Source organism: Micromonospora olivasterospora (assembly GCF_007830265.1).
GTDB classification, from domain to species: Bacteria; Actinomycetota; Actinomycetes; order Mycobacteriales; family Micromonosporaceae; genus Micromonospora; species Micromonospora olivasterospora.
On record NZ_VLKE01000001.1, the window covers coordinates 4,150,399 to 4,169,600 of the forward strand.

A 19,202-nucleotide genomic window follows, 5' to 3' on the forward strand; every position below is an offset into this window, starting at 1 on the left:
GTGGCGCCGCGCGTGAGCGCCACGAACGGGCCGAGGAACGCCGCGCCGAACCGGGCGGCGCCCGGCCCGCTCGCCCGCCTCCACGGGCGCTACGGCAATACCAGACGAACCGTGGGGCGGCGTACAGCCTCGGATACCACGTGGTGTGGTGCCCGAAGTACCGCCGCCCCGTGCTCGTCGGCCCAGTCGCCGAACGTCTGCGGGACCTGATCGGGCAGAAGTGTGACGAGCATGGCTGGTCGATCGTGGCGCTGGAAGTCATGCCCGACCACGTGCACCTGTTCGTCCGGGCCGACCCGAACGCTTCGCCGTCGTACATCGCGAACCAGTTCAAGGGCTTCACCTCGCGGGTGCTTCGCGACGAGTTCTCTCACCTGCGCAGCCGGCTGCCAACCCTGTGGTCCCGGTCGTACTTCGTGTCGTCGGTCGGCAACGTGTCCGCCGTAACCATCCAGAGGTACATCGAAACCCAGTGGGAGCGGCCGTGGAGGAAGAGAGGCGCGTCGTGAAGATCAACCACGGATACGTGCGTCGTCTCGCCCCCACTGCGGAGCAGGCCGCCGCACTCGACATTCAGGGCCACGCGGCCCGGGCAATGTGGAACCTGCTGCACGAGTGGTGGACGTGGGGCGGCGGACGCGACCGACGCCCCACCCTGAAGCAGGCCGATGAAGCGATCCGGCAGGCACGCAAGGACATCCCGTGGCTGGCGGACCTGCCCGCGCAGGCCGCACGGCAGGTGTTGAAAACGTACGTGCGGGCGTGGAGAAACTGCTGGGAAGGCCGGGCGTGCGCACCGGAGTTCAAAGCCCGTCTACGGTCACGCATGTCCGTTGACGTGCCGCAGGGACGAGACCTCGCGATCACCCGCCTGTCCCGCCGCGTCGGTCAGGTGCGCATCCCGAAAGCCGGCGTGGTCCGGTTCCGCTCGTCCGGGCCGATCCCCGGCGTCGGCCGTGAACCCGGCCGCACCACCGGCGGCCGGCTCGTCAAGGACGCGCTCGGCTGGCACATCGTGTTCCGCACCGAAGTGGAGGTGGGGACACCAGCGCAGCACCAGGGGCCCGCCGTCGGGATCGACCGGGGCGTCAACGTCGCCCTGGCCCTGTCCGACGGCAACGACCAGCACCACGGACCGTGGTTGCGGCCGAAGGAGGCCGAACGGCTGCTGCGGCTGGAACGCAAGGCCGCCCGGCAGAAGCGGGCCCGCAATCCGTTCGAGCGTACGTCGAACCGTCTGCACCGCACCTACGACCAGATCGCGGGGTTACGCGCGAGAGCCAAGCGCCGCCGCTACGACTGGCAGCACAAGACCACCACGACCATCGCCGGAAGGTGCGGCATCGTGGCGGTGGAAGAACTGCGGGTGGAAAACATGACCCGCTCTGCGAGAGGCGCCATCGCCGAGCCGGGCCGCAACGTGCGGCAGAAGGCCGGGCTGAACCGGGTCATGCTCAACGAGGCCCACGCACGCACCGTTGAACTGCTGGCGTACAAGCTGGCCGAGCGGGGCGGGCAACTGCTGAAAGTGCCAGCAGCGTACACGTCGCAAACGTGCTCAACCTGCGGGCACCGTGACCCCCGCTCCCGTCACGGCGTCGTGTTCACCTGTACCTCGTGCGGGCACCTCGACCACGCCGACACCAACGCGGCCCTGAACATTCTCAACGCGGCCGGGCTTGGTCGTGTACGGACGTGGAGCCCCGCACCTGTGGGCTGCGAAGCGTCAACCACCCGGCGTGCCGCATGAGCGCCGCCAGGAATCTGCCCTCTTCAGGGGGCAGAGGAAGTCAATCCCGTACGGAGGTGGTGCGCTGGCTGGGCGCGGCGCCCGGCCTGCCGCTGAGGACCCGGCCCGGGCGGCCGACCGGCTGGCCCTGTGGCGGGCGCGGCACGCCGACCACGCCGGCCGGTACGGCACCTGGGCGATCGAGGTGCGCGCCACCGGAGTGGTCGTCGGGACCGTGTTGCTCAAGCCCCTGCCCGGCCGCGACGAGAGCGTGCCGACCGACGACATCGAGGTGGGCTGGCACCTGCACCCGGACTCCTGGGGACACGGGTACGCCACCGAGGCGGCCCGGGCGGTGGTGGCCCGGGAACTGGCGGCTGGCGCCCGCGAGGTGTGGGCCGTCGAGTCGCCCGGCAACGCGCCGTCGATGGCGGTGGCGCGGCGGCTCGGCATGGCGCATGTCGGGCGGCGCACCGACTGGTACGGCGGCGAGGAACTGGAGGCGTTCGTGCTGCGTGCCGGCGGCTGAGCCGGCCTCGACGGGCGGCCCTAGCCGGCGTCGTGCTGCTCCTGGTCGCGCTGTTCGATGTGTTCGACCTCCTGCGGGGGCGCGGCCTGCTCACCGGCGCCGGCGAGGCCCGGAGCCGCGGATGAGCCCTGTCGCCAGGGGCGCGTCCAGCCGATGAAACGGCCGAAGTACGCGGCCGGGTCGACCGCTCCCGAGCGGAGCTGAAGCTCGTCCGCGATGGCGTCGTACATGCGTAGGCACAGGTAGATCGCCAGGGCAACGTGGTCGTGCGCGAACTCCCGGCGAAGCTGGAGCTTGGCGGGCTGGCAGGGCCAGGGGGCGGCGCACACCCGGCAGCGCCAGGCGGGCCGCGCCGCGATGTGACGGTTGGGCGAGGCGGGCGGCACCCGGCCGTCGGTCATCGCGCCGCCCCGCTCGCGCGGCCACGGAGCGCGGCCACCCGGACCAGCGCCGACCGGACCGGCGCCGTCCGGGCCTGGTCGCCGCACGCGGCACTTCCGTCCGGCCGCAGCTCCACGCCGGTCAGCTCGACCCACTCCAGGCGGGGGTGGTCGAGACCGGCCGGCCGCCGGGTGATCCGCAGCCGCAGTGGGCCCGTGCCGTAGCAGTAGTCGTCCTCGGCGACCGTGACCACGTCGCCGACGGAGACGAGCGGTGCCACGGTCCGCCGGGTCATCGGCGTCCCCCGTTCCCCCGGTACGCCTGCCCGCGGGTGACCAGGCTCGCCGCGCCCACCCAGTGCACGGCCGTGGGGCCGTCCCACAGGTGGTTGCGCTGCGCGGGCAGCCGCGGGGGCGTCGGCTCCTCGACCGGTACGGCTGCGCGCCGGTCCGGGCAGGGCCAGCGCAGCCGGCAGGTGCAGTACCGGCCCCACCGTGACCAGTCGCGGCGGTGTCGCGGCGCCAGTGGTACGGGCCCGGCGGTCGGGCGCTTTCCGAGAATTCCCACGGGTGCCTCCGGATGCGGTCGGTTTCTGGGATGGGGGCAGGAGTCGGGATGAGGTTTCGGGAGGTCGACTCCTGCCCCCGGAGGGACCGCCGTTGCCGGACGGCGGTCACGGAAGATGTTCGTTTCACTGCTAGGCGTGAGCAATGTTTCGGGGCAAGATGCGGACCAAGGGATGAGGTGCCTTACGCGACAGCAGAAAAGGAGATGACGTGGACGACTCGGGAAGCACCGTCCCGCGTAGGCAACTCGGCAGGTATTTGAGAGAACTTCGCGAAAACGCGTACGTCACGGTGTCAGCGGCGGCGAAGGAACTGGAATGGTCGGCGCCCAGGATCTGGCGGTACGAGACCGGTCAGGTCTCCATGCACCCGAACGACGTGGAGGCCATGTGCCGGGTGTACGGCGCATCGCGGGAGACCATCGAGACGCTGCGCGCACTGGCCCGGGAGACCAAGGCGCACGGCTGGTGGCACAGCTACGGGGAGGCGATCAAGGACTGGTTCAAGCTGTACGTCGGCCTGGAAGCCGCCGCGACCCGGATCCGGCACTACGAGGTCAACCTCGTGCCCGGACTGGTTCAGACGGTCGAGTACATGACCGAGGTGATTGCCACTGACAGTCCGCAGTTGAGCGAGGCGGAGCGCACAGCCAAGGTGGAGGTCCGGCTGCGCAGGCAGCGGCTCCTCGCCCGAGCGATACCCAGGGCACCGCAGCTTGACGTCATCCTCAGCGAGGCGGTGCTGCGCCGCCCACTGAATGACCGGGTGGCAATGGTTCGCCAGCTCGAAGCGCTGGTGGTGACGAGCCATCAGCACAACATTCGCCTTCGGGTACTACCGCTGCGGGCCGGGCTGTTCCGCTGGGCCCAGTCGGGCACGTTCACCATGCTCGACTTTCCGATCGACGTCCGGGAGCCGGAGCCGACCACCATCTACATGGATGGACCGTGCGGCGCGGTCTACCTGGACAAGGCCCACGAGATCCAGACTTACGAGGACGCCTGGCGCTCACTCGGCGACCGGGCGCTTGACGAGGAAGAGAGCCGCGAATTGATAGCGGCGATAGCGAGGGAGATGTCTGATGAGGCGTGACGGGGTGTGGCGCAAGTCGTCCCGGTCCGGCGGGGAGGGGAACTGCGTCGAGGTGGCGGCGTTCGTTGATGCCGTCGGGGTGCGGGACAGCAAGGATCGGGGTGGGCCGGCGTTGAGCTTCACGCCCGCCTCCTGGGTCGGCTTCGTCCAGGCGGCCCGATCGGGAGTCCTCCGCAGCCACCGGTAGCCGGCCGTGCCGGTGCTCGATTGCCGGCGAGCACCGGCACAGCCTCTGGCAGTGGCAGGCCTCACCGATCCAGCTACTCAAGTGGTAAGCGCGGGACCCTTTGGAGCTGAATCGTTTGCGACATCGCTGGCCGTTGCGATGATTCGTCCACGACATCAGCTCCGAAGGCGCTGCGCACGACGCACCGGGCCCAGCGGCGCCCGCCCTCAGCGGGTACGCCGCAGCGCCGCCGTACCGTCTAACGTGCCCCTCATCCGTCTGTGGCAGAAGGTACTGATCGCATTGGCGGCGGTGACCGTCGGCGGCGTCGTTGATGACCACATCGGGGATCGACGGGGTTACCGCCGAGGAATTTCAGCAGGCGCGGGGCCGTCTCATCGCCAACGGTTGGGACGTCACCGAGACAAGCGTCGCGGACGGGCGAGGCGGCTCCTTTGTCGCCAGCCGCGACGGTCTGGTGTCCGAATGGGAGTTGGAATCTTCGCTGCAACTGTGGTTCTGGCGTCACGAGCCTGCGAGGGTGCAGTGGTTGACCTTGACGGGTTGGGCCCTCGGCGCGGCACTCGGTGCGGCGGTCGCATGGCGGGCGGCGCGGATTTCGCGTCGCCGACTTCGTATCGGGGTCCTGGCGTCACTGACCATCCTGGTGCTGGTGCTCGCGGCGCCAACCTCCGCCGTGGCGCTGTACACAGCGGCGAACCTGCTGGAACGCGACGTACTGAATGGTCAACCGAAGCCCGTGTGGATCTTCCACGGCCTGCTGGTCGGATCTCCCATAGGTTGAGGCATCGGCTGCTCAACTGATGAGCCGGGCACGTGCCGACGCCAGCAGTCCCGCGTCGATGCCCGAGCCCAGGAGGTACGGCGCGGCACCCGTCACCTCTCACGAGGCAGCGCGCCGCCCCCTGCGCCACCTGGCGACGTACGGCAGCGCGAACAGGTACAGACCGGTGAACAGCAGCAGGGCGAGCGGGAGCAGCGGCACGTACGACACCCAGACGATGGGCTCCTCTTGGGCAAGAGCGACGAAGGTGACGATGACGGTCACCGTGAAGGCGATGGACAGCCAGCGGTGGATCTGCCGTACCCACTTGTTCCAGTTCATTGGGACCTCCTCAAGAAGGCGAGCCACCCCGGCCCGGGCGATCGGCCGGGGTGGGGCGTCGATGCCTGCCACGCTAGCTGCGGCGCCGTGACCTGGGCTTCTTGATTCCTGATCGGTCTGGCGACCTGTTCGCTACGGGCCGCTGCGGCCGTTCCCGTGATCTTCTGTCCGCCTATGCCTGTAACGACGCCGGGTGATCGGGCCTGGGGACAAGCGGTGGGGAGGGCGTCCATGTCGACGGACACCGTGTGCGATCAGGGCGGATCGGGGCTGCGCGACTAGGCTGGGTGGCAGCAGGATGCTCCGCTGAGGGGGTGAGCCCGGATGGCCCAGGCCGCATTCGCGCCCGAGCCGGCGCCGCAGCCCACCGAGCCGTCGTTCGACGTGCTCCGGTGGCACGACGAGCCGTGGACCGCCCGGCTCGCCCTCGAACTCTTGCCGGAAACCAACGGCCCCAAGGTCGAGGTCCTGAGCGGAAGCGTGATCGTGACACCACATGCCGGAGTCGACCACCAGTCGGTCGAGCGGGAACTGCCCTACCTGCTGCACCGCGCTGCCCGCCGGGCGGGGCTCTGGGTCTATCCGGAGATCAATCTGATCTGCGGGAAAGACCTCTTCATTCCGGACATCGCCGTGTTGCGGGCTTCCGGCGGCGGCCGGTCGGTGGTGGACGTCAGCCAAGTCGTACTGCTCGGGGAAATCGTGTCGCCGGGTAACCGGCGTAAGGACGTGATCGACCGGCCGCGCGAGTACGCCGCCGCCGGCGTGCCCTTCTTCCTCCGCGTCGACCTCCGCAACCGGGTGCCCACGCTCGCGCTGTTCGAGCTGGTCGAGGGGGAGTACCGGCCGCTCGCCGCCGCCGCGGCCGGCACCACCTTCGTCATGACGCGCCCGTTCGAGTTCTCCGTCGATCCGGCCGATCTCCTCGACGAGGAGGCAGACGAGGACGCCCCGGTCGGCGAACCGGACAGCACCACCTGAGGCTCCCAGCCGACGCTCAGACACCCTGGGGAAGAATGACCGGGTGAGTTCTCCTCCCCGCACTCTCGTCCTGCTCGGGTCGACCGGCTCGATCGGCACGCAGGCCATCGACATCGTCCGGCGTAACCCCGACCGGTTCCGGGTGGTCGCGCTCGGCGCCGGGGGCGGCAACGTCGAGCTGCTCGCCGCCCAGGCCCTCGAACTGGGCGTCGAGGCGGTCGGCGTGGCGAAGGCGTCGGCCGCGCAGGACCTCCAGCTCGCCTTCTACGCGGAGGCGAGCCGGCGCGGCTGGGCCACCGGGGACTTCCGGCTGCCGAAGATCGTGGCCGGGCCGGACGCGATGACCGAGCTGGCGCAGTGGCCCTGCGACGTGGTGCTCAACGGCGTGGTCGGCTCGCTCGGGCTCGCGCCGACGCTGGCGGCGCTGCGCGCCGGGCGTACCCTCGCGCTCGCGAACAAGGAGTCGCTCGTGGCCGGCGGCCCCCTCGTGCGGGCCGCGGTGCAACGGCCGGGGCAGATCGTTCCCGTCGACTCCGAGCACTCGGCGCTGGCGCAGTGCCTGCGCGGCGGCACCCGGGGGGAGGTGCGCCGGCTGGTCGTCACGGCCAGCGGCGGGCCGTTCCGGGGGCGGCGGCGGGACGAGCTGACCGAGGTCACGCCCGAGCAGGCCCTGGCCCACCCGACGTGGAACATGGGGCCGGTCGTCACGATCAACTCCGCCACGATGGTGAACAAGGCGCTGGAGGTGATCGAGGCGCACGAGCTGTTCGACGTGCCGTACGCCGACATCACCGTCATGGTGCACCCGCAGTCGGTGATCCACTCGATGGTCGAGTTCGCCGACGGGTCCACGCTCGCCCAGGCCAGCCCGCCCGACATGCGGCTGCCCATCGCCCTCGGCCTCGGCTGGCCCGACCGGGTGCCCGCCGCCGCCGCCGCCGTCGACTGGACGAGGGCCCACACCTGGGAGTTCGCCCCGCTGGACGACGAGGCGTTCCCGGCGGTGGCACTGGCCAAGGCGGCCGGCGAGGCCGGGCGGTGCCGCCCGGCGATCTACAACGCGGCCAACGAGGAGTGCGTGGCGGCGTTCGTCGCCGGCCGGCTGCCGTTCCTCGGCATCGTGGACACCCTGCGGGCAGTGCTGGACGACGCTCCCGAGTTCGACGAACCAGGTACCGTCGAGGACGTGCTCGCCGCCGAGTCGTGGGCGCGGGCGCACGCGCAGGAAATCATCTCGGCGTCGGTGGAAGGAGCTTGATGGCGTACCTGCTCGGGGTGGTGCTCTTCGCCCTGGCCATCCTCGTCTCGGTGAGCCTGCACGAGGCGGGGCACATGCTCACCGCCAAGGCGTTCGGGATGAAGGTCACCCGCTACTTCGTGGGCTTCGGGCCCACCCTCTGGTCGTTCCGGCGGGGCGAGACCGAGTACGGGGTCAAGGGCATCCCGCTCGGCGGCTTCTGCAAGATTGTCGGCATGACGCCGCAGGACGACGACGTCGACCCGGCCGACGAGCACCGGGCGATGTGGCGGTACCCGGTCTGGAAGCGGACGATCGTGATGTCCGCGGGCTCCATCACCCACTTCGCGCTCGCGCTGGTCGCCACCTGGATCATCGCGGTTTCCGCCGGCCTGCCCAACCCCGACTTCCCGTCCACCGACGCGGAGATGCGCCAGGAGCCGGCCGTGATCGGGCTGGCCGACTGCGTCGTGCCGGGGAGCACCCTGCGGGCCTGCGCGGCCGGCGACCCGGCCAGCCCGGCCGCCCAGGCCAACCTGCGCGACGGCGACCGGATCACCTCGCTCAACGGCACCCCGATCAACAACTACGGCGACCTGCTGGTCGCGCTGCGGGCCACCAAGCCGGGCGACACGGCCACCATCGGGTACGTCCGCGACGGCCAGCCGGCCACCACGCAGGCGGTGCTCGCCGAAACCCAGCGCCCGCCGCTGGACGACCCCGAGGGTCAGGTCGGCCCGGTCGCCGCGCTCGGCGTCGGCCTCCAGTTCACGACCCCCACCCGGGTGGAGTACGGGCCGCTGGAGGCGTTCGGCGCCACCGGGCGGTTCACCGGCGACATGGCCGTCGGCACGTACGAGGCGATGAAGCGCATCCCGCAGAAGGTGCCCGCGCTCTGGACGGCGATCACCGGCGGCGAGCGGGACGTGGACACCCCGATCAGCGTGGTCGGCGCCAGCCGGCTCGGCGGCGAGGCCGTGGAGAACAACGCCTGGCTGGTGTTCTTCATGCTGTTCGTCTCGCTGAACTTCTTCATCGGCGTGTTCAACCTGCTGCCGCTGCTGCCGCTCGACGGCGGGCACATCGCCATCGCCTGGTTCGAGCGGGCTCGGTCCTGGGTCTACGCCCGCCTGCGCCGCCCCGACCCGGGCCGCGTCGACTACCTCAAGCTCATGCCCATCACGTACGCGGTGATCCTGATCGGCGGCGTGTTCACGCTGCTGACCATCACCGCGGACGTCGTCAACCCGATCACGCTCTTCTCAAGGTGAGTGCCTGAAGTGACCGCTGTCAGTCTCGGTATGCCCGCCGTGCCGCCCCCCGCGCTCGCCCCGCGCCGGGCGAGCCGCCAGATCATGGTCGGCTCCGTGCCGGTCGGTGGGGGTGCGCCCGTCTCGGTGCAGTCGATGACCACCACTCTCACCGCCGACGTGAACGCCACCCTCCAGCAGATCGCCGAGCTGACGGCGGCCGGCTGCCAGATCGTCCGGGTGGCGGTGCCGTCGCAGGACGACGTGGAGGCGCTGCCGGCGATCGCGAAGAAGTCGCAGATCCCGGTCATCGCCGACATCCACTTCCAGCCGAAGTACGTCTTCGCGGCGATCGATGCCGGCTGCGCGGCGGTGCGCGTGAACCCGGGCAACATCCGGCAGTTCGACGACAAGGTCAAGGAGATCGCGGCGGCGGCGTCGGCGGCCGGCGTGCCGATCCGGATCGGCGTCAACGCCGGCTCGCTGGACAAGCGGCTGCTCACCAAGTACGGCAAGGCCACCGCCGAGGCGCTGGTCGAGTCGGCGCTGTGGGAGTGCTCGCTGTTCGAGGAGCACGGCTTCCGGGACATCAAGATCTCCGTCAAGCACAACGACCCGGTGGTGATGATCCGGGCGTACCGGCAGTTGGCCGAGCGGTGCGACTACCCGCTGCACCTGGGCGTGACCGAGGCGGGCCCGGCGTTCCAGGGCACGATCAAGTCGGCGGTCGCGTTCGGCGCGCTGCTGGCCGAGGGGATCGGCGACACCATCCGGGTGTCGCTGTCGGCCCCGCCGGTGGAGGAGATCAAGGTCGGCGCCGCGATCCTGGAGTCGCTGGGGCTGCGCGAGCGGGGCCTGGAGATCGTCTCCTGCCCGTCCTGCGGGCGCGCCCAGGTGGACGTCTACAAGCTGGCCGAGGAGGTCACCGCCGGCCTGGAGGGGCTGCCGGTGCCGCTGCGGGTGGCCGTCATGGGCTGCGTCGTCAACGGCCCGGGCGAGGCCCGCGAGGCCGACCTCGGCGTCGCCTCCGGCAACGGCAAGGGGCAGATCTTCGTGAAGGGGCAGGTCGTGAAGACCGTCCCGGAGTCGCAGATCGTGGAGACCCTGATCGAGGAGGCGCTGCGGATCGCCGACGAGATGGGCGCGGAGATCCCCGAGGAGCTGCGCGACCTCGTCCCCGGCGGCGCGACGGTGACCGTCCACTGACCGACGGAGTCCGTACCGAGTGCGGCTGGCCCCCTTGGGGACGGCCGCACTCGCCGTACCGGGGCCGCCCGTGGAATCCGTGGTGCCCCGGAGGCGGTCAGGCCGGCGGCGCCGGCCTGGGCACGGCGGCGAATCCGGACAGCATGAACCACCGGGGCAGGGCCCGCCGCAGCGCCTCGGGGCCGGACACCGTCACCGCGCCGCCGCGAAGCGCCTCCGGCCAGCTCCGGTCGCCGCGCCAGACCTCCACCATGCCGCGCAGGCTCGCGGTCACCGTCACCGTCACGCCGTGGCCGGGATCCACGTCGCAGACGTCGGCCTCCTCGCCGGTGATGACGAGCCACCAGTCGCGGAGGGCGGGCGGCACGTCACGGAAGTGGAACTGGACGACGGTGCGCCCCTGCGGGACGGCGCTGTGATCGACGTTGCGGTGCATGTCCCACAGCAGCAGCTTCGGGTCCAGGTCCTCGTCCCCCAGCTCACCGATCCAGCGGACCCCCCACGCGCCCAGCGCCTCGACCACCGGCCGCAGTTCGTGCCCCGCCTGGGTGGGGACGTACCGCACGTCGTTGCCGTCGACGTGCCGCTCCACGACGCCGGCCCGGACGAGCTGGTGCAGCCGCCGGGACAGCAGGGTGGGGGACATCCGCGGCAGGCCGCGGCGCAGCTCGTTGAACCGCTGGGATCCGCTCACCAGCTCCCGGACGACGAGCAGCGTCCACCGCTCGTCGAGCAGCTCCATGGCCTTCGCCACGGGGCAGAACTGGTGGTATGAGGCGCCCATGGCCGCAGGCTATGCCGCGCCCGCAAGCGGGGCGAGGACCACGGCCGGTACAGATCTCGTACTGGGTCGCCGGTCTTCCGCTGCCTACCGTCCGAGGAGAGGACGGGCAGAGGAGACACCATGATCGAGCAGACCGAAGCGATGGAGATCGACCGGGCCGTGCAGACCCGGCACCGACAGATGTGGGCCCTGGGTGACTACGCCGCGCTCGCCGCGCAGATCATCCCGGAACTGGGGACGGTCCTGGTCCGGGCGGCCGGTGTGGGACCGGGGGACCGGGTGCTGGACGTGGCCGCCGGCACCGGCAACGCCGCCATCCCGGCGGCGCTGGCCGGGGCGAGCGTGGTGGCCAGCGACCTGACGCCGGAGTTGCTGGCGGCCGGGAGGCACCATCGGCCTGCTCAGCTGGACGCCCGAAGGCTTCATCGGCCAGATGTTCGCCACGATGAAGCCGTACGCGCCACCGCCGCCGCCGGGCGCGCAGCCCCCGCCGCTGTGGGGCAGCGAGGAGCACGTCCGCGCGCTGTTCGGTGACCGGGTCACCGACGTCGTCACGCGCCGTCAGACCGTCACGGTGGACCGGTTCGCCGGCCCCGACGAGTTCCGCGACTACTTCAAGACGCACTACGGGCCGACGATCTCCGCGTACCGGGCGATCGCCGGCGACCCCGAGCGGGTGGCCGCCCTCGACCGCGACCTCGCCGAGTTGGCGCGGCGGCACACGTCGGACAGCGGTGCGATGCGGTGGGAGTACCTGCTGCTCACGGCACGCAGGCGCGGCTGACGCCGCCCCCTGCGGGAGTGCCGGGCGCCGGCACTCCCGCAGGACGGGGGCGAGGCCGCGGGACCGCCACCGGGCCGGTGCGCATGTGCGCCTCGCGCATGCCGTTACCCGCGATCTTGCACTTTCGGCCCTTGATATGGACGGTATGCCACGTTTGTCGGGGCAGGAAGTGCAAGATCGCGGAGCACCGTGCGGGCCGACGAGGGGATGGCCGGCCCGGCCGGCCGGCTGGTCGGCCCGCGCGCGGGCCGGTGGATCTGGCAGGCTGGTATCCGTGCTGACGGTGCCGGTACGGCAACTGGGGGAGTCGGAACGCCGCGCGGTGGAGCGGCTGCTCGACCTCGACCCGTTCGCGGGCGCACAGGTCGCGGAGCGGGTCGCGGCCCGCGGGCTGGCCTGGTGGCGGGCCGAGGGGCGGATCCTCGGGTACGGCACGCGCCGCAACCTGGAGTCGATCTGCTGGCTGGGCGGCAACCTGACCCCGGTGCTCGCCTCGGAGCCCGCCGTCGCCGCCTACGCCGACCTGCTCGCCGGCGAGGAACGGCTCTGCTCGTCGATCGTCGGGCGGGCCGACGCGGTGCTCGGGCTGTGGGACCGGCTCGCCGCGCACTGGGGCCCGGCGCGCGACGTCCGCCCCAACCAGCCACTGCTGGCCACCGACGCGCTGCCCGCCCTGCCCGCCGACGACCAGGTGCGCCGGGTCCGCGGCGGCGAGGTGGACCAGCTGTTCCCGGCGGCCGTGGCCATGTACACCGAGGAGGTCGGCGTGTCGCCGCTGGCCGAGGACGGCGGCCGCGGCTACCGGCGCCGGGTCGCCGACCTGGTCCGGGCCGGTCGGGCGTACGCCCGGTTCGTCGACGGCCAGGTGGTGTTCAAGGCCGAGCTGGCGGTGGTGACCCGGCGCACCGCGCAGGTCCAGGGGGTCTGGGTGGCCCCGCAGTGGCGCGGCAGGGGCATCGCCACGGCGGCGATGGCGGCCGTGGTGCGCGACGCGCTGCTGCGGGTCGCGCCGACGGTCAGCCTGTACGTCAACGACTTCAACCTGCCGGCCCGCCGGGTGTACGAGCGCTGCGGCTTCCGCCCGGTCGGCACCCTGGCCACCGTCCTGTTCTGACCCCGGTTCACCCGCAGGGGCGGCGCGCCCCACCCGTTCGGCAAATGCGTTGTACGCTCCCGCCCGGATCGCGCAGGGTGGAGACACCGCCACCCCACGTCCGGAGGGACCGAGCATGCGCCTTTTCCGTGACCTGTGGGCGACCTCGCCACGGCGGATGACGCTCGTGGCCGTGCTGGTGGTGCTCGGCGCCGCCGGCCAGGCGTCCGCCGCGGCGCTCGCCGGCCCGGTGCTGCTGCACCGCTCGGGCCCGCTGTTCACGCTCCTCGCGGTGGCGCTCTGCGCGGCCGTCTTCACGGACCTAGCGATCAACCTGGTGATGGCCGGGCTGACCGCCGACTGGTCCGCCGCCGTCCGGCGTCGACTGTGCCGGGTGGCCCTCGGGCAGGACCTGCCCACCCTGGAGGGCACCCCGGTCGGCGAGCTGCTGGACCGGATCGACGGCAACGTCTACCAGGTCGCGTCCGAGGTACGCGGCCACGGCACGCGGATCGCGCAGATGGCCGCCACGGGCGCGCTCTCGGTCGTCGTCGCCCTCGTGGTGTGGTGGCCCGCCGGGGTGAGCATGCTCGCGCTTTCCGTGCTGCTCGCGGCCGTCCTGCGCCGGCCCACCCGGCGGATCGCCCCGGCCCGGATGGCCGAGGAGGAGGCCTGGACGGACCTCGCCGCCGTGATGGAGGAGGCCGTCCACGGCCAGGACGACGTGCGGACCAGCCTCGCCCGGCCGTACGTGCTGCGGCTCTACGCCCGGCGGGCGAGGGAGGTGCTGGTCCGGGGCCAGCGGGTGTGGCGGATGTCGGCCGCCGTCAACGCGGGCGGCACGGCCGTCATCCGGGCCGGGATCATCGGGGTGGTCCTCGGCGGGGCGTGGGCCCTGGCCACCGACCGCATCGACCCGGCCCGACTGACCGCCGTCTGGCTGCTGGTGGTCGGCTTCGGCGCGACCGTCGAACACGTCAGCCGGATGGTCCCCGAGCTGCAGTACGCGCTCGGCGCATGGGGCCGGATCCAGCTTCTGCAGGCGGCGGTCCAGGAGCCGGAGGGCGGGCGGGAACCCGTCGAGGCCGACCTCGTCGTCCGTGACCTCACCTTCCGGTACCCGACGTCCGGCGGGGAGGGCGAGCGCGCGCCCGCGCTGTGCGACGTCTCGCTGACCTTCGCCCGTGGCCGGTCGTACGCCCTGGTCGGGCGGACCGGGTCCGGCAAGTCCACCCTGGCCAAGGTGCTCACCCGGGCGGTCGAGCTGCCCCGCGGCACGGTGTTCCTCGGCGGGACGGACCTGCTCGACCTGGACGTGGAGCGGCTCCGCCGGTGGATCGCCGTGGTGCCGCAGCGCACCGAGATCCTGGCCGGCACCCTCGCCGAGAACGTCGCGCTGTTCGACCCGGACCTGCTCGACGACGCCGCCCGGGCACTGGACGAGCTGGGGCTGTCCGGCTGGATCGCCGGCCTGCCCGACGGCCTGGCCACCCGGCTCGGCGACGGCGGGCACGTCCTGTCGGCCGGGCAGGAGCAGTTGGTCGCGTTCGCCCGCATCCTCGTCCGCGACCCGCGCGTGGTGATCCTCGACGAGGCCACCGCCCGGCTGGACCCGGTCACCGAGGGGCTGGTGCAGCGGGCCACCGAGCGCCTGCTGGCCGGCCGGATCGGCATCGTCATCGCGCACCGGCTCTCCTCGGTCGACCGGTGCGACGAGGTGGTGATGATGGCCGACGGCCGGGTGGTCGAGGCCGGGCCGCTGCGCGAGTCGGAACGGTTCGCCGAGCTGCTGGCCGTCAGCCACGCGTCCGCGTACGCCGAGGCGGGGTTGGGCGGGCGGGCCGGCGCCGTGCTGACCGGCCCGCCGCCGGAGCAGCCGGCCGCCGCGGCCCCCGCGCCCCTCGCGGCGCCCGCCGCGATCCTGCCCGGGTCGCGCCGCCGCCGGTCCCGCCCGCGCCGCGCGCCCGGACGCTGCGGGAGATCGTCCGCCTGACCACCAACGATCCCCGGTACGGCCTGGCCGCGGTCACGCTGTTCACCGTGGGCGGGCTGCTCGGCCTGGACGGCACGGTGCTGCCCTGGCTCTGGGCCGACCTGGTCGACGGCACCGGGGGGCCCTGGTTGCCGGCCGTCGGGATCGTCGCCGCGCTGCTGCTGACCGTGCCGATGCCGTACCTCACCAGCATCTGGTTCCCGAACTGGTGGGTGCGGCAGAACCTGCGGATCAGCCTGCGCCTGGTGCACGGGCAGACCGGCCCGCGCCGGATCAGCGGCCACACGCCGGCCGAGGTCGTCGCCCAGGGCGGCGACACCGAGCGCGTGGTGATCCTCGCCGACAACGCGCTCGACCAGGTCGTCGGCGGGGTCGCCGTGATCGGCATGACGCTGGTGACCGGCAGCCTCGTGCCGGGGGCGTTCTTCGCCGGGACGATGGTGGTCTCCGGGCTGACGGCGACGGCGTTCGGGCCCCGGCTGGAGCGCTCGGCCCGGGCCACGGTCGCGGCGCGGGCGGCGTTCGCCACCGCGCTCGTGTCGTCCCTGTCGGCCGCCCGTACGGTGAAACTGGCCGGCGCCACCCGGCCCGTGCTGGCCCACCTTGCCCGCCTCGACCGTACCCGCAGCGAGCGGCAGCGCCGGGAGATCTCCGTGCAGGTGTGGGCCCGGTCGACGCCGTCGGTGATGAGCGGCCTGCTGCCGATCGGCGCCTGGGCGCTCTACCTGGCGGGCGGGCTCTCCGCCGGGGCGACCCTGGTCGCGGTCTCCACCCTCGCCGCGGCCCGCTGGTTCGCCTGGACCACGGCGTCCCTGGTCTCCCAGATGCCGTCCGCGCGGGTGTGGACGCGGCGGACGGTGGCGATGGCGGGGATCGGGGCGTACTCGGCGCCGGTGCCCGGGGTGGACCTGGTCGCCGGGACCGCCCCCGCGCCGCAGCCGCCGCCCCGGCGCCCGCTGCGCCGCCTGGAGCTGGACGGCTTCGGCGCGCTGCACTCCGACGGGACGCTCGCCGTCCGCGACGTCGACCTGACCGTCGAGCGGGGGCAGCTGGTGCTCGTCGTCGGGCCGGTCGGCTCGGGCAAGTCGTCGCTGCTGCGCGCCCTGGCCGGGATCGTGCACCACAACGGCGCGCTGCGCTGGAACGACGAGCCGGTGACCGAGCCGGAGCTGTTCCTGCGTCCCCAGCAGGTCGGGTACGTCGGCCAGTTGCCCCGGGTGCTGTCGGGCACGGTCGCCGACAACATCGCCCTCGGGCACGACGTGGACGCGGCCGCGGCGGTGTCGACCGCCCAGCTGGAGCACGACCTGGCCGCCGCCGGGCCGGGACCGGGCTGCTCATCGGGCACAAGGGGACCCGGCTGTCGGGCGGGCAGTTGCAGCGGCTGGCGCTGGCCCGGGCGCTCGCCCCGCGTACGGAGCTGCTGGTCGCCGACGACGTGTCGTCGGCGCTGGACGTCACCACCGAGCTGGCGCTCTGGTCGGCGCTGCGGGCACACGGGGTGACGGTCATCGGCTCGACGTCGAAGCGGGCCGCGCTCGTGCGCGCCGATCAGGTGGTCGTGCTGGTCGACGGCGCGATGGCGGCGCGCGGCCCGTGGCGCGACCTGGAACCGGCCTGGGGCCACCTCGCGGGCTGACCCCAGGCCGGCCGGTCAGAAGGCGCGGGCGTACTGCGGCGGCCAGGAGGGGGCCACGCCGAGCTTGGTCGCCGCCCGGCGGGGCCAGTACGGGTCGCGCAGCAGTTCCCGGCCGAGGAGCACCACGTCGGCCTCGCCGTCCGCCACGATCTGCTCGGCATGCTCGGGCTCGACGATCAGCCCCACCGCGCCGGGCCCCTGCGGAAGGGAACCTCCTCGGCGTGCGGGCGTCAGGCGGGGACGGGCTCCAGGCGGTCGGACGCGGGCCGCTCGGCCTCGTCCGGGCCGACCGGGTCGCGGCGGCCGGCCGCGTCGTACGCGGTGCGGTCCAGGGTGCCCTCGCGGGCGGCGACCACGGTCGGGACCAGGGCCTGCCCGGCCACGTTGGTGGCGGTGCGGATCATGTCGAGGATCGGGTCGATCGCCAGCAGCAGGCCGGCACCGGCGAGCGGCAGGCCCAGCGTGCTCAGGGTCAGCGTGAGCATCACGATCGCGCCGGTCAGGCCGGCCGTGGCGGCCGAGCCGACCACCGAGACGAAGGCGATCAGCAGGTAGTCGGTGACGCTCAGGTGCACCCCGAAGACCTGCGCGACGAAGATTGCCGCGAGGGCCGGGTAGATCGCGGCGCAGCCGTCCATCTTCGTGGTGGCGCCGAACGGCACCGCGAACGAGGCGTACTCGCGGGGGACGCCGAGCCGCTCGACGGCGCGCTGGGTCACCGGCATCGTGCCGACCGAGGAGCGGGACACGAAGGCCAGCTCGATGGCCGGCCAGGCGCCGGCGAAGAAGCGCAGCGGGTTGAGCCGGCCGGCGGCCAGCAGCACCACCGGATACACGACGAACAGCACGATCGCGCAGCCGACGTACACGGCGGTGGTGAACTTCGCGAGCGGGGCCAGCAGGTCCCAGCCGTACGAGGCGACGGCGTTGCCGATCAGGCCGAGGGTGCCGAGCGGGGCGAGCCGGATGACCCACCAGAGCGCCTTCTGGACGATCTCCAGCAGGGCGCGGTTGAGCGCCACGAACGGCTCGGCCTTCTCGCCGACCAGCAGCGCGGCGGCGCCCACCACCAGGGCCAGGAAGACGATCTGGAGCACGTTGCCCTCGACGAACGCGCCGACCGGGTTGGTCGGGACGATGCCGGTGAGGAAGTCGGTCCAGGAGCCTGTCCGCTTCGGCGCGGCGGCGCCGGACAGGTCGAGGGTGACCCCCCTGCCGGGGTCGGTGAGCAGGCCGAGGCCGATGCCGACGCTCACCGCGATCAGGGCGGTGACGCCGAACCAGAGCAGCGTCTTCAGCGCCAGCCGGGCGGCGTTGGTTACGCCGCGCAGGCTGACCACGCTGACCACGATGGCGGTGAAGACGAGCGGCGGCACGGCCAGCTTGAGCAGCTGGACGAAGAGGCCGCCGACGGTGTGGAGGGTGCTGGTCAGCCAGCTCACGTCGTTGGCGCGGGCGACGAACCCGAGCGCCACGCCGAGCACGAGGCCGAGCAGGATCTGCAGGGAGAAGGGAAACTTGCGCAGGGCGGAAGCCATGAGGACGAGTCCAAGGGGTCTGGGGTCGGTCGGGGCAGCGTCAGAGAATGGGCTGCGCCGGACAGACGCCGCTGGCCTGCAGTCGGAGGTCGACATACAGGCGCACGGTGAGGTGCCAGACGTTGGTCATCGCCGCACGACGATACGCCGGCCGGTCGTTTCCGCGGAAGGATCAACCGGCGTGAGGCTCCTTACAGGCGTGTGTCGTCCGGCGTGTCGACCGGAGGCCCTCAGCGCCGGCGCAGGGCGAGGGCGGTGGCGGTGGCGAGGCCCACGCGGCGCACACCGCGAGCAGCACCCGCTCCAGCACGCCGGCCAGCGTGCCGCGGCCGACGACGAGCATCGCCAGGCCCACCGCCCCGGCCACGGGCAGCGCCGCCGCCGCGCCCAGCCCGGCGATCCGCCGCAGCCCGGGCGCGGCCCGCGGGCGGAACGCCACCGCCAGCATCGCGAAGACCACGGAGGCGCTGGCCGCGATGGCGGCCCCGCCGTGCACCAGGTCCGCCACCGTGGCCGCCTCGAACGGCGGCAGCGGGCAGCCCGCGCTGCACGTGACCGCCCCGGACAGCGCCGTGGCCGACCCGCCGGCGACGAGCAGACCGGCCGCGGCCCGCAGCGCCACCGGCAGCGCCGCCGCGAGCAGCAGCAGCGCCGCGGCCAGGGCGAACACCCCGATCCGGTACGTCGTGGCGTACGCGCTGTCGGCGACGCCCGCCTCGCTGACGTACCCGGTCAGGCCCGGGCCCGGCCCGGCGACCACGGCGAGGGTCACCGCGGCGGTGCCCGCCAGGACGAAGGCGGCCGCCGCCGCGGCGGTGACGCGGGCGGCCGTGCCGGTCCGACGCGGCTCAGCCACGCCCGTGCGGCGTGTCCCACCCGCTCAGGTCCGGGCCCAGCGGCACGACCCCGGTCGGGTTGATCGCGGTGTGGGTGCGGTAGTAGTGCCGCTTGATCGCGTCGAAGTCGACCGTGTCGCCGAAGCCGGGGGTCTGGAACAGGTCCCGGGCGTACGCCCAGAGCACCGGCAGCTCGGTCAGCTTGTTCCGGTTGCACTTGAAGTGCCCGCGTACGATCACCGCCCGGTGCGACCACGGGCAGGCCGGGCACC

At 72.8% G+C, this 19,202-nt stretch carries 20 protein-coding genes and 3 pseudogenes; 14 read left to right on the forward strand and 9 right to left on the reverse strand.

What is annotated here, in order from left to right; genetic code table 11:
- Positions 1 to 92: 92 nt before the first annotated feature.
- The 3 genes and pseudogenes from tnpA to JD77_RS19225 form a co-directional block, all read left to right on the forward strand.
- A pseudogene (tnpA, locus tag JD77_RS19215) lies at positions 93 to 509 on the forward strand (IS200/IS605 family transposase); the annotation flags it as partial.
- A complete protein-coding gene (locus tag JD77_RS19220; protein ID WP_145775577.1) occupies positions 485 to 1,750 on the forward strand; it encodes an RNA-guided endonuclease InsQ/TnpB family protein in 1,266 nt (421 codons plus the stop codon). The pseudogene tnpA and the gene JD77_RS19220, both read left to right, overlap by 25 nt.
- The gene (locus JD77_RS19225) at positions 1,740 to 2,258 is read left to right on the forward strand and encodes a GNAT family N-acetyltransferase (RefSeq protein WP_246140758.1); all 519 of its coding nucleotides are present in this window, start codon (positions 1,740 to 1,742) and stop codon (positions 2,256 to 2,258) included. Before JD77_RS19220 ends, JD77_RS19225 begins: the two co-directional genes overlap by 11 nt.
- Before the next feature lie 20 nt (positions 2,259 to 2,278).
- On the opposite strand, the gene JD77_RS19230 is transcribed toward JD77_RS19225, so the two are convergent.
- From JD77_RS19230 to JD77_RS32245, 3 genes are read right to left on the reverse strand one after another with little or no spacing between them, the layout of a single operon-like run.
- The gene (locus tag JD77_RS19230) at positions 2,279 to 2,659 is read right to left on the reverse strand and encodes a hypothetical protein (protein ID WP_211372607.1); all 381 of its coding nucleotides are present in this window, start codon (positions 2,657 to 2,659) and stop codon (positions 2,279 to 2,281) included.
- The gene (locus tag JD77_RS32240) at positions 2,656 to 2,934 is read right to left on the reverse strand and encodes a hypothetical protein (RefSeq protein WP_170286481.1); all 279 of its coding nucleotides are present in this window, start codon (positions 2,932 to 2,934) and stop codon (positions 2,656 to 2,658) included. Before JD77_RS32240 ends, JD77_RS19230 begins: the two co-directional genes overlap by 4 nt.
- The gene (locus tag JD77_RS32245) at positions 2,931 to 3,206 is read right to left on the reverse strand and encodes a hypothetical protein (RefSeq protein ID WP_170286482.1); all 276 of its coding nucleotides are present in this window, start codon (positions 3,204 to 3,206) and stop codon (positions 2,931 to 2,933) included. The genes JD77_RS32240 and JD77_RS32245 overlap by 4 nt, the downstream gene beginning before the upstream one ends.
- A gap of 209 nt (positions 3,207 to 3,415) precedes the next feature.
- On the opposite strand from JD77_RS32245, the gene JD77_RS19240 reads away from it, so the two are divergent.
- The 3 genes from JD77_RS19240 to JD77_RS19250 all read left to right on the forward strand — a co-directional run bounded on the left by JD77_RS19240 (position 3,416) and on the right by JD77_RS19250 (position 5,268).
- The gene (locus JD77_RS19240) at positions 3,416 to 4,297 is read left to right on the forward strand and encodes a helix-turn-helix domain-containing protein (protein WP_145775579.1); all 882 of its coding nucleotides are present in this window, start codon (positions 3,416 to 3,418) and stop codon (positions 4,295 to 4,297) included.
- Between the two features lie 4 nt (positions 4,298 to 4,301).
- On the forward strand, positions 4,302 to 4,484 hold the full coding sequence (locus JD77_RS19245; protein WP_145777663.1) for a DUF397 domain-containing protein: 183 nt from the start codon (positions 4,302 to 4,304) through the stop codon (positions 4,482 to 4,484).
- 313 nt (positions 4,485 to 4,797) lie between these two features.
- The gene (locus JD77_RS19250; protein WP_145775580.1) at positions 4,798 to 5,268 is read left to right on the forward strand and encodes a hypothetical protein; all 471 of its coding nucleotides are present in this window, start codon (positions 4,798 to 4,800) and stop codon (positions 5,266 to 5,268) included.
- A 99-nt stretch (positions 5,269 to 5,367) separates the two neighbouring features.
- Here the strand turns inward: JD77_RS19250 and JD77_RS19255 are convergent, their stop codons facing one another.
- A complete protein-coding gene (locus JD77_RS19255; protein WP_145775581.1) occupies positions 5,368 to 5,589 on the reverse strand; it encodes a hypothetical protein in 222 nt (73 codons plus the stop codon).
- Positions 5,590 to 5,913: 324 nt separating this feature from the next.
- Between JD77_RS19255 and JD77_RS19260 the strand changes: the two genes are divergently transcribed.
- From JD77_RS19260 to ispG, 4 genes are read left to right on the forward strand one after another with little or no spacing between them, the layout of a single operon-like run.
- Entirely contained in the window at positions 5,914 to 6,570 is a 657-nt protein-coding gene (locus tag JD77_RS19260; protein ID WP_145775582.1) for a Uma2 family endonuclease, read from the forward strand.
- A 43-nt stretch (positions 6,571 to 6,613) separates the two neighbouring features.
- Positions 6,614 to 7,828, forward strand: coding sequence for a 1-deoxy-D-xylulose-5-phosphate reductoisomerase (dxr, locus tag JD77_RS19265; protein ID WP_145775583.1), 1,215 nt, complete (start codon positions 6,614 to 6,616; stop codon positions 7,826 to 7,828).
- Positions 7,828 to 9,078 carry a M50 family metallopeptidase gene (locus JD77_RS19270; protein WP_145775584.1) on the forward strand — a complete coding sequence of 417 codons (1,251 nt, stop codon included), beginning with the start codon at positions 7,828 to 7,830 and terminating at the stop codon, positions 9,076 to 9,078. Before dxr ends, JD77_RS19270 begins: the two co-directional genes overlap by 1 nt.
- A 9-nt stretch (positions 9,079 to 9,087) precedes the next feature.
- Positions 9,088 to 10,263 (forward strand): flavodoxin-dependent (E)-4-hydroxy-3-methylbut-2-enyl-diphosphate synthase, encoded by a 1,176-nt coding sequence (gene ispG / locus JD77_RS19275; protein WP_145775585.1) that lies wholly within the window; start codon positions 9,088 to 9,090, stop codon positions 10,261 to 10,263.
- A 97-nt stretch (positions 10,264 to 10,360) separates the two neighbouring features.
- Here the strand turns inward: ispG and JD77_RS19280 are convergent, their stop codons facing one another.
- Entirely contained in the window at positions 10,361 to 11,047 is a 687-nt protein-coding gene (locus JD77_RS19280; protein ID WP_145775586.1) for a winged helix-turn-helix transcriptional regulator, read from the reverse strand.
- A gap of 120 nt (positions 11,048 to 11,167) precedes the next feature.
- Between JD77_RS19280 and JD77_RS33760 the strand changes: the two genes are divergently transcribed.
- The 4 genes and pseudogenes from JD77_RS33760 to JD77_RS19295 all read left to right on the forward strand — a co-directional run bounded on the left by JD77_RS33760 (position 11,168) and on the right by JD77_RS19295 (position 16,556).
- Positions 11,168 to 11,581: a class I SAM-dependent methyltransferase gene (locus JD77_RS33760; protein ID WP_246140759.1), complete on the forward strand. Its 414-nt coding sequence runs from the start codon at positions 11,168 to 11,170 to the stop codon at positions 11,579 to 11,581.
- 40 nt (positions 11,582 to 11,621) lie between these two features.
- Entirely contained in the window at positions 11,622 to 11,831 is a 210-nt protein-coding gene (locus tag JD77_RS33765) for a hypothetical protein (RefSeq protein ID WP_246140760.1), read from the forward strand.
- A gap of 274 nt (positions 11,832 to 12,105) precedes the next feature.
- The gene (locus tag JD77_RS19290; RefSeq protein ID WP_145775587.1) at positions 12,106 to 12,945 is read left to right on the forward strand and encodes a GNAT family N-acetyltransferase; all 840 of its coding nucleotides are present in this window, start codon (positions 12,106 to 12,108) and stop codon (positions 12,943 to 12,945) included.
- Between the two features lie 115 nt (positions 12,946 to 13,060).
- Positions 13,061 to 16,556 (forward strand): annotated as a pseudogene (locus tag JD77_RS19295) (ATP-binding cassette domain-containing protein).
- Positions 16,557 to 16,571: 15 nt separating this feature from the next.
- On the opposite strand, the gene JD77_RS19300 reads toward JD77_RS19295, so the two are convergent.
- The 4 genes and pseudogenes from JD77_RS19300 to JD77_RS33770 all read right to left on the reverse strand — a co-directional run.
- Positions 16,572 to 16,742, reverse strand: coding sequence for a hypothetical protein (locus JD77_RS19300; RefSeq protein ID WP_246140761.1), 171 nt, complete (start codon positions 16,740 to 16,742; stop codon positions 16,572 to 16,574).
- Positions 16,743 to 16,786: 44 nt separating this feature from the next.
- Positions 16,787 to 18,082 (reverse strand): dicarboxylate/amino acid:cation symporter, encoded by a 1,296-nt coding sequence (locus tag JD77_RS19305; RefSeq protein WP_246141310.1) that lies wholly within the window; start codon positions 18,080 to 18,082, stop codon positions 16,787 to 16,789.
- Positions 18,083 to 18,266: 184 nt separating this feature from the next.
- The gene (locus JD77_RS19310) at positions 18,267 to 18,950 is read right to left on the reverse strand and encodes a DUF998 domain-containing protein (RefSeq protein ID WP_145775589.1); all 684 of its coding nucleotides are present in this window, start codon (positions 18,948 to 18,950) and stop codon (positions 18,267 to 18,269) included.
- Positions 18,946 to 19,167, reverse strand: a pseudogene (locus JD77_RS33770) (glutathione S-transferase family protein); the annotation flags it as partial. The pseudogene JD77_RS33770 and the gene JD77_RS19310, both read right to left, overlap by 5 nt.
- Positions 19,168 to 19,202: the final 35 nt, after the last annotated feature.

Bases quoted from the DNA above. Each gene is read 5' to 3' on its own strand.
- JD77_RS19250 (WP_145775580.1), top strand. From the start codon at position 4,798: ATGACCACATCGGGGATCGACGGGGTTACCGCCGAGGAATTTCAGCAG.
- JD77_RS32240 (WP_170286481.1), bottom strand. From the start codon at position 2,934: ATGACCCGGCGGACCGTGGCACCGCTCGTCTCCGTCGGCGACGTGGTC.
- JD77_RS19280 (WP_145775586.1), bottom strand. From the start codon at position 11,047: ATGGGCGCCTCATACCACCAGTTCTGCCCCGTGGCGAAGGCCATGGAG.
- JD77_RS19270 (WP_145775584.1), top strand. From the start codon at position 7,828: ATGGCGTACCTGCTCGGGGTGGTGCTCTTCGCCCTGGCCATCCTCGTC.
- JD77_RS19255 (WP_145775581.1), bottom strand. From the start codon at position 5,589: ATGAACTGGAACAAGTGGGTACGGCAGATCCACCGCTGGCTGTCCATC.
- JD77_RS33760 (WP_246140759.1), top strand. From the start codon at position 11,168: ATGATCGAGCAGACCGAAGCGATGGAGATCGACCGGGCCGTGCAGACC.
- JD77_RS19230 (WP_211372607.1), bottom strand. From the start codon at position 2,659: ATGACCGACGGCCGGGTGCCGCCCGCCTCGCCCAACCGTCACATCGCG.
- JD77_RS19260 (WP_145775582.1), top strand. From the start codon at position 5,914: ATGGCCCAGGCCGCATTCGCGCCCGAGCCGGCGCCGCAGCCCACCGAG.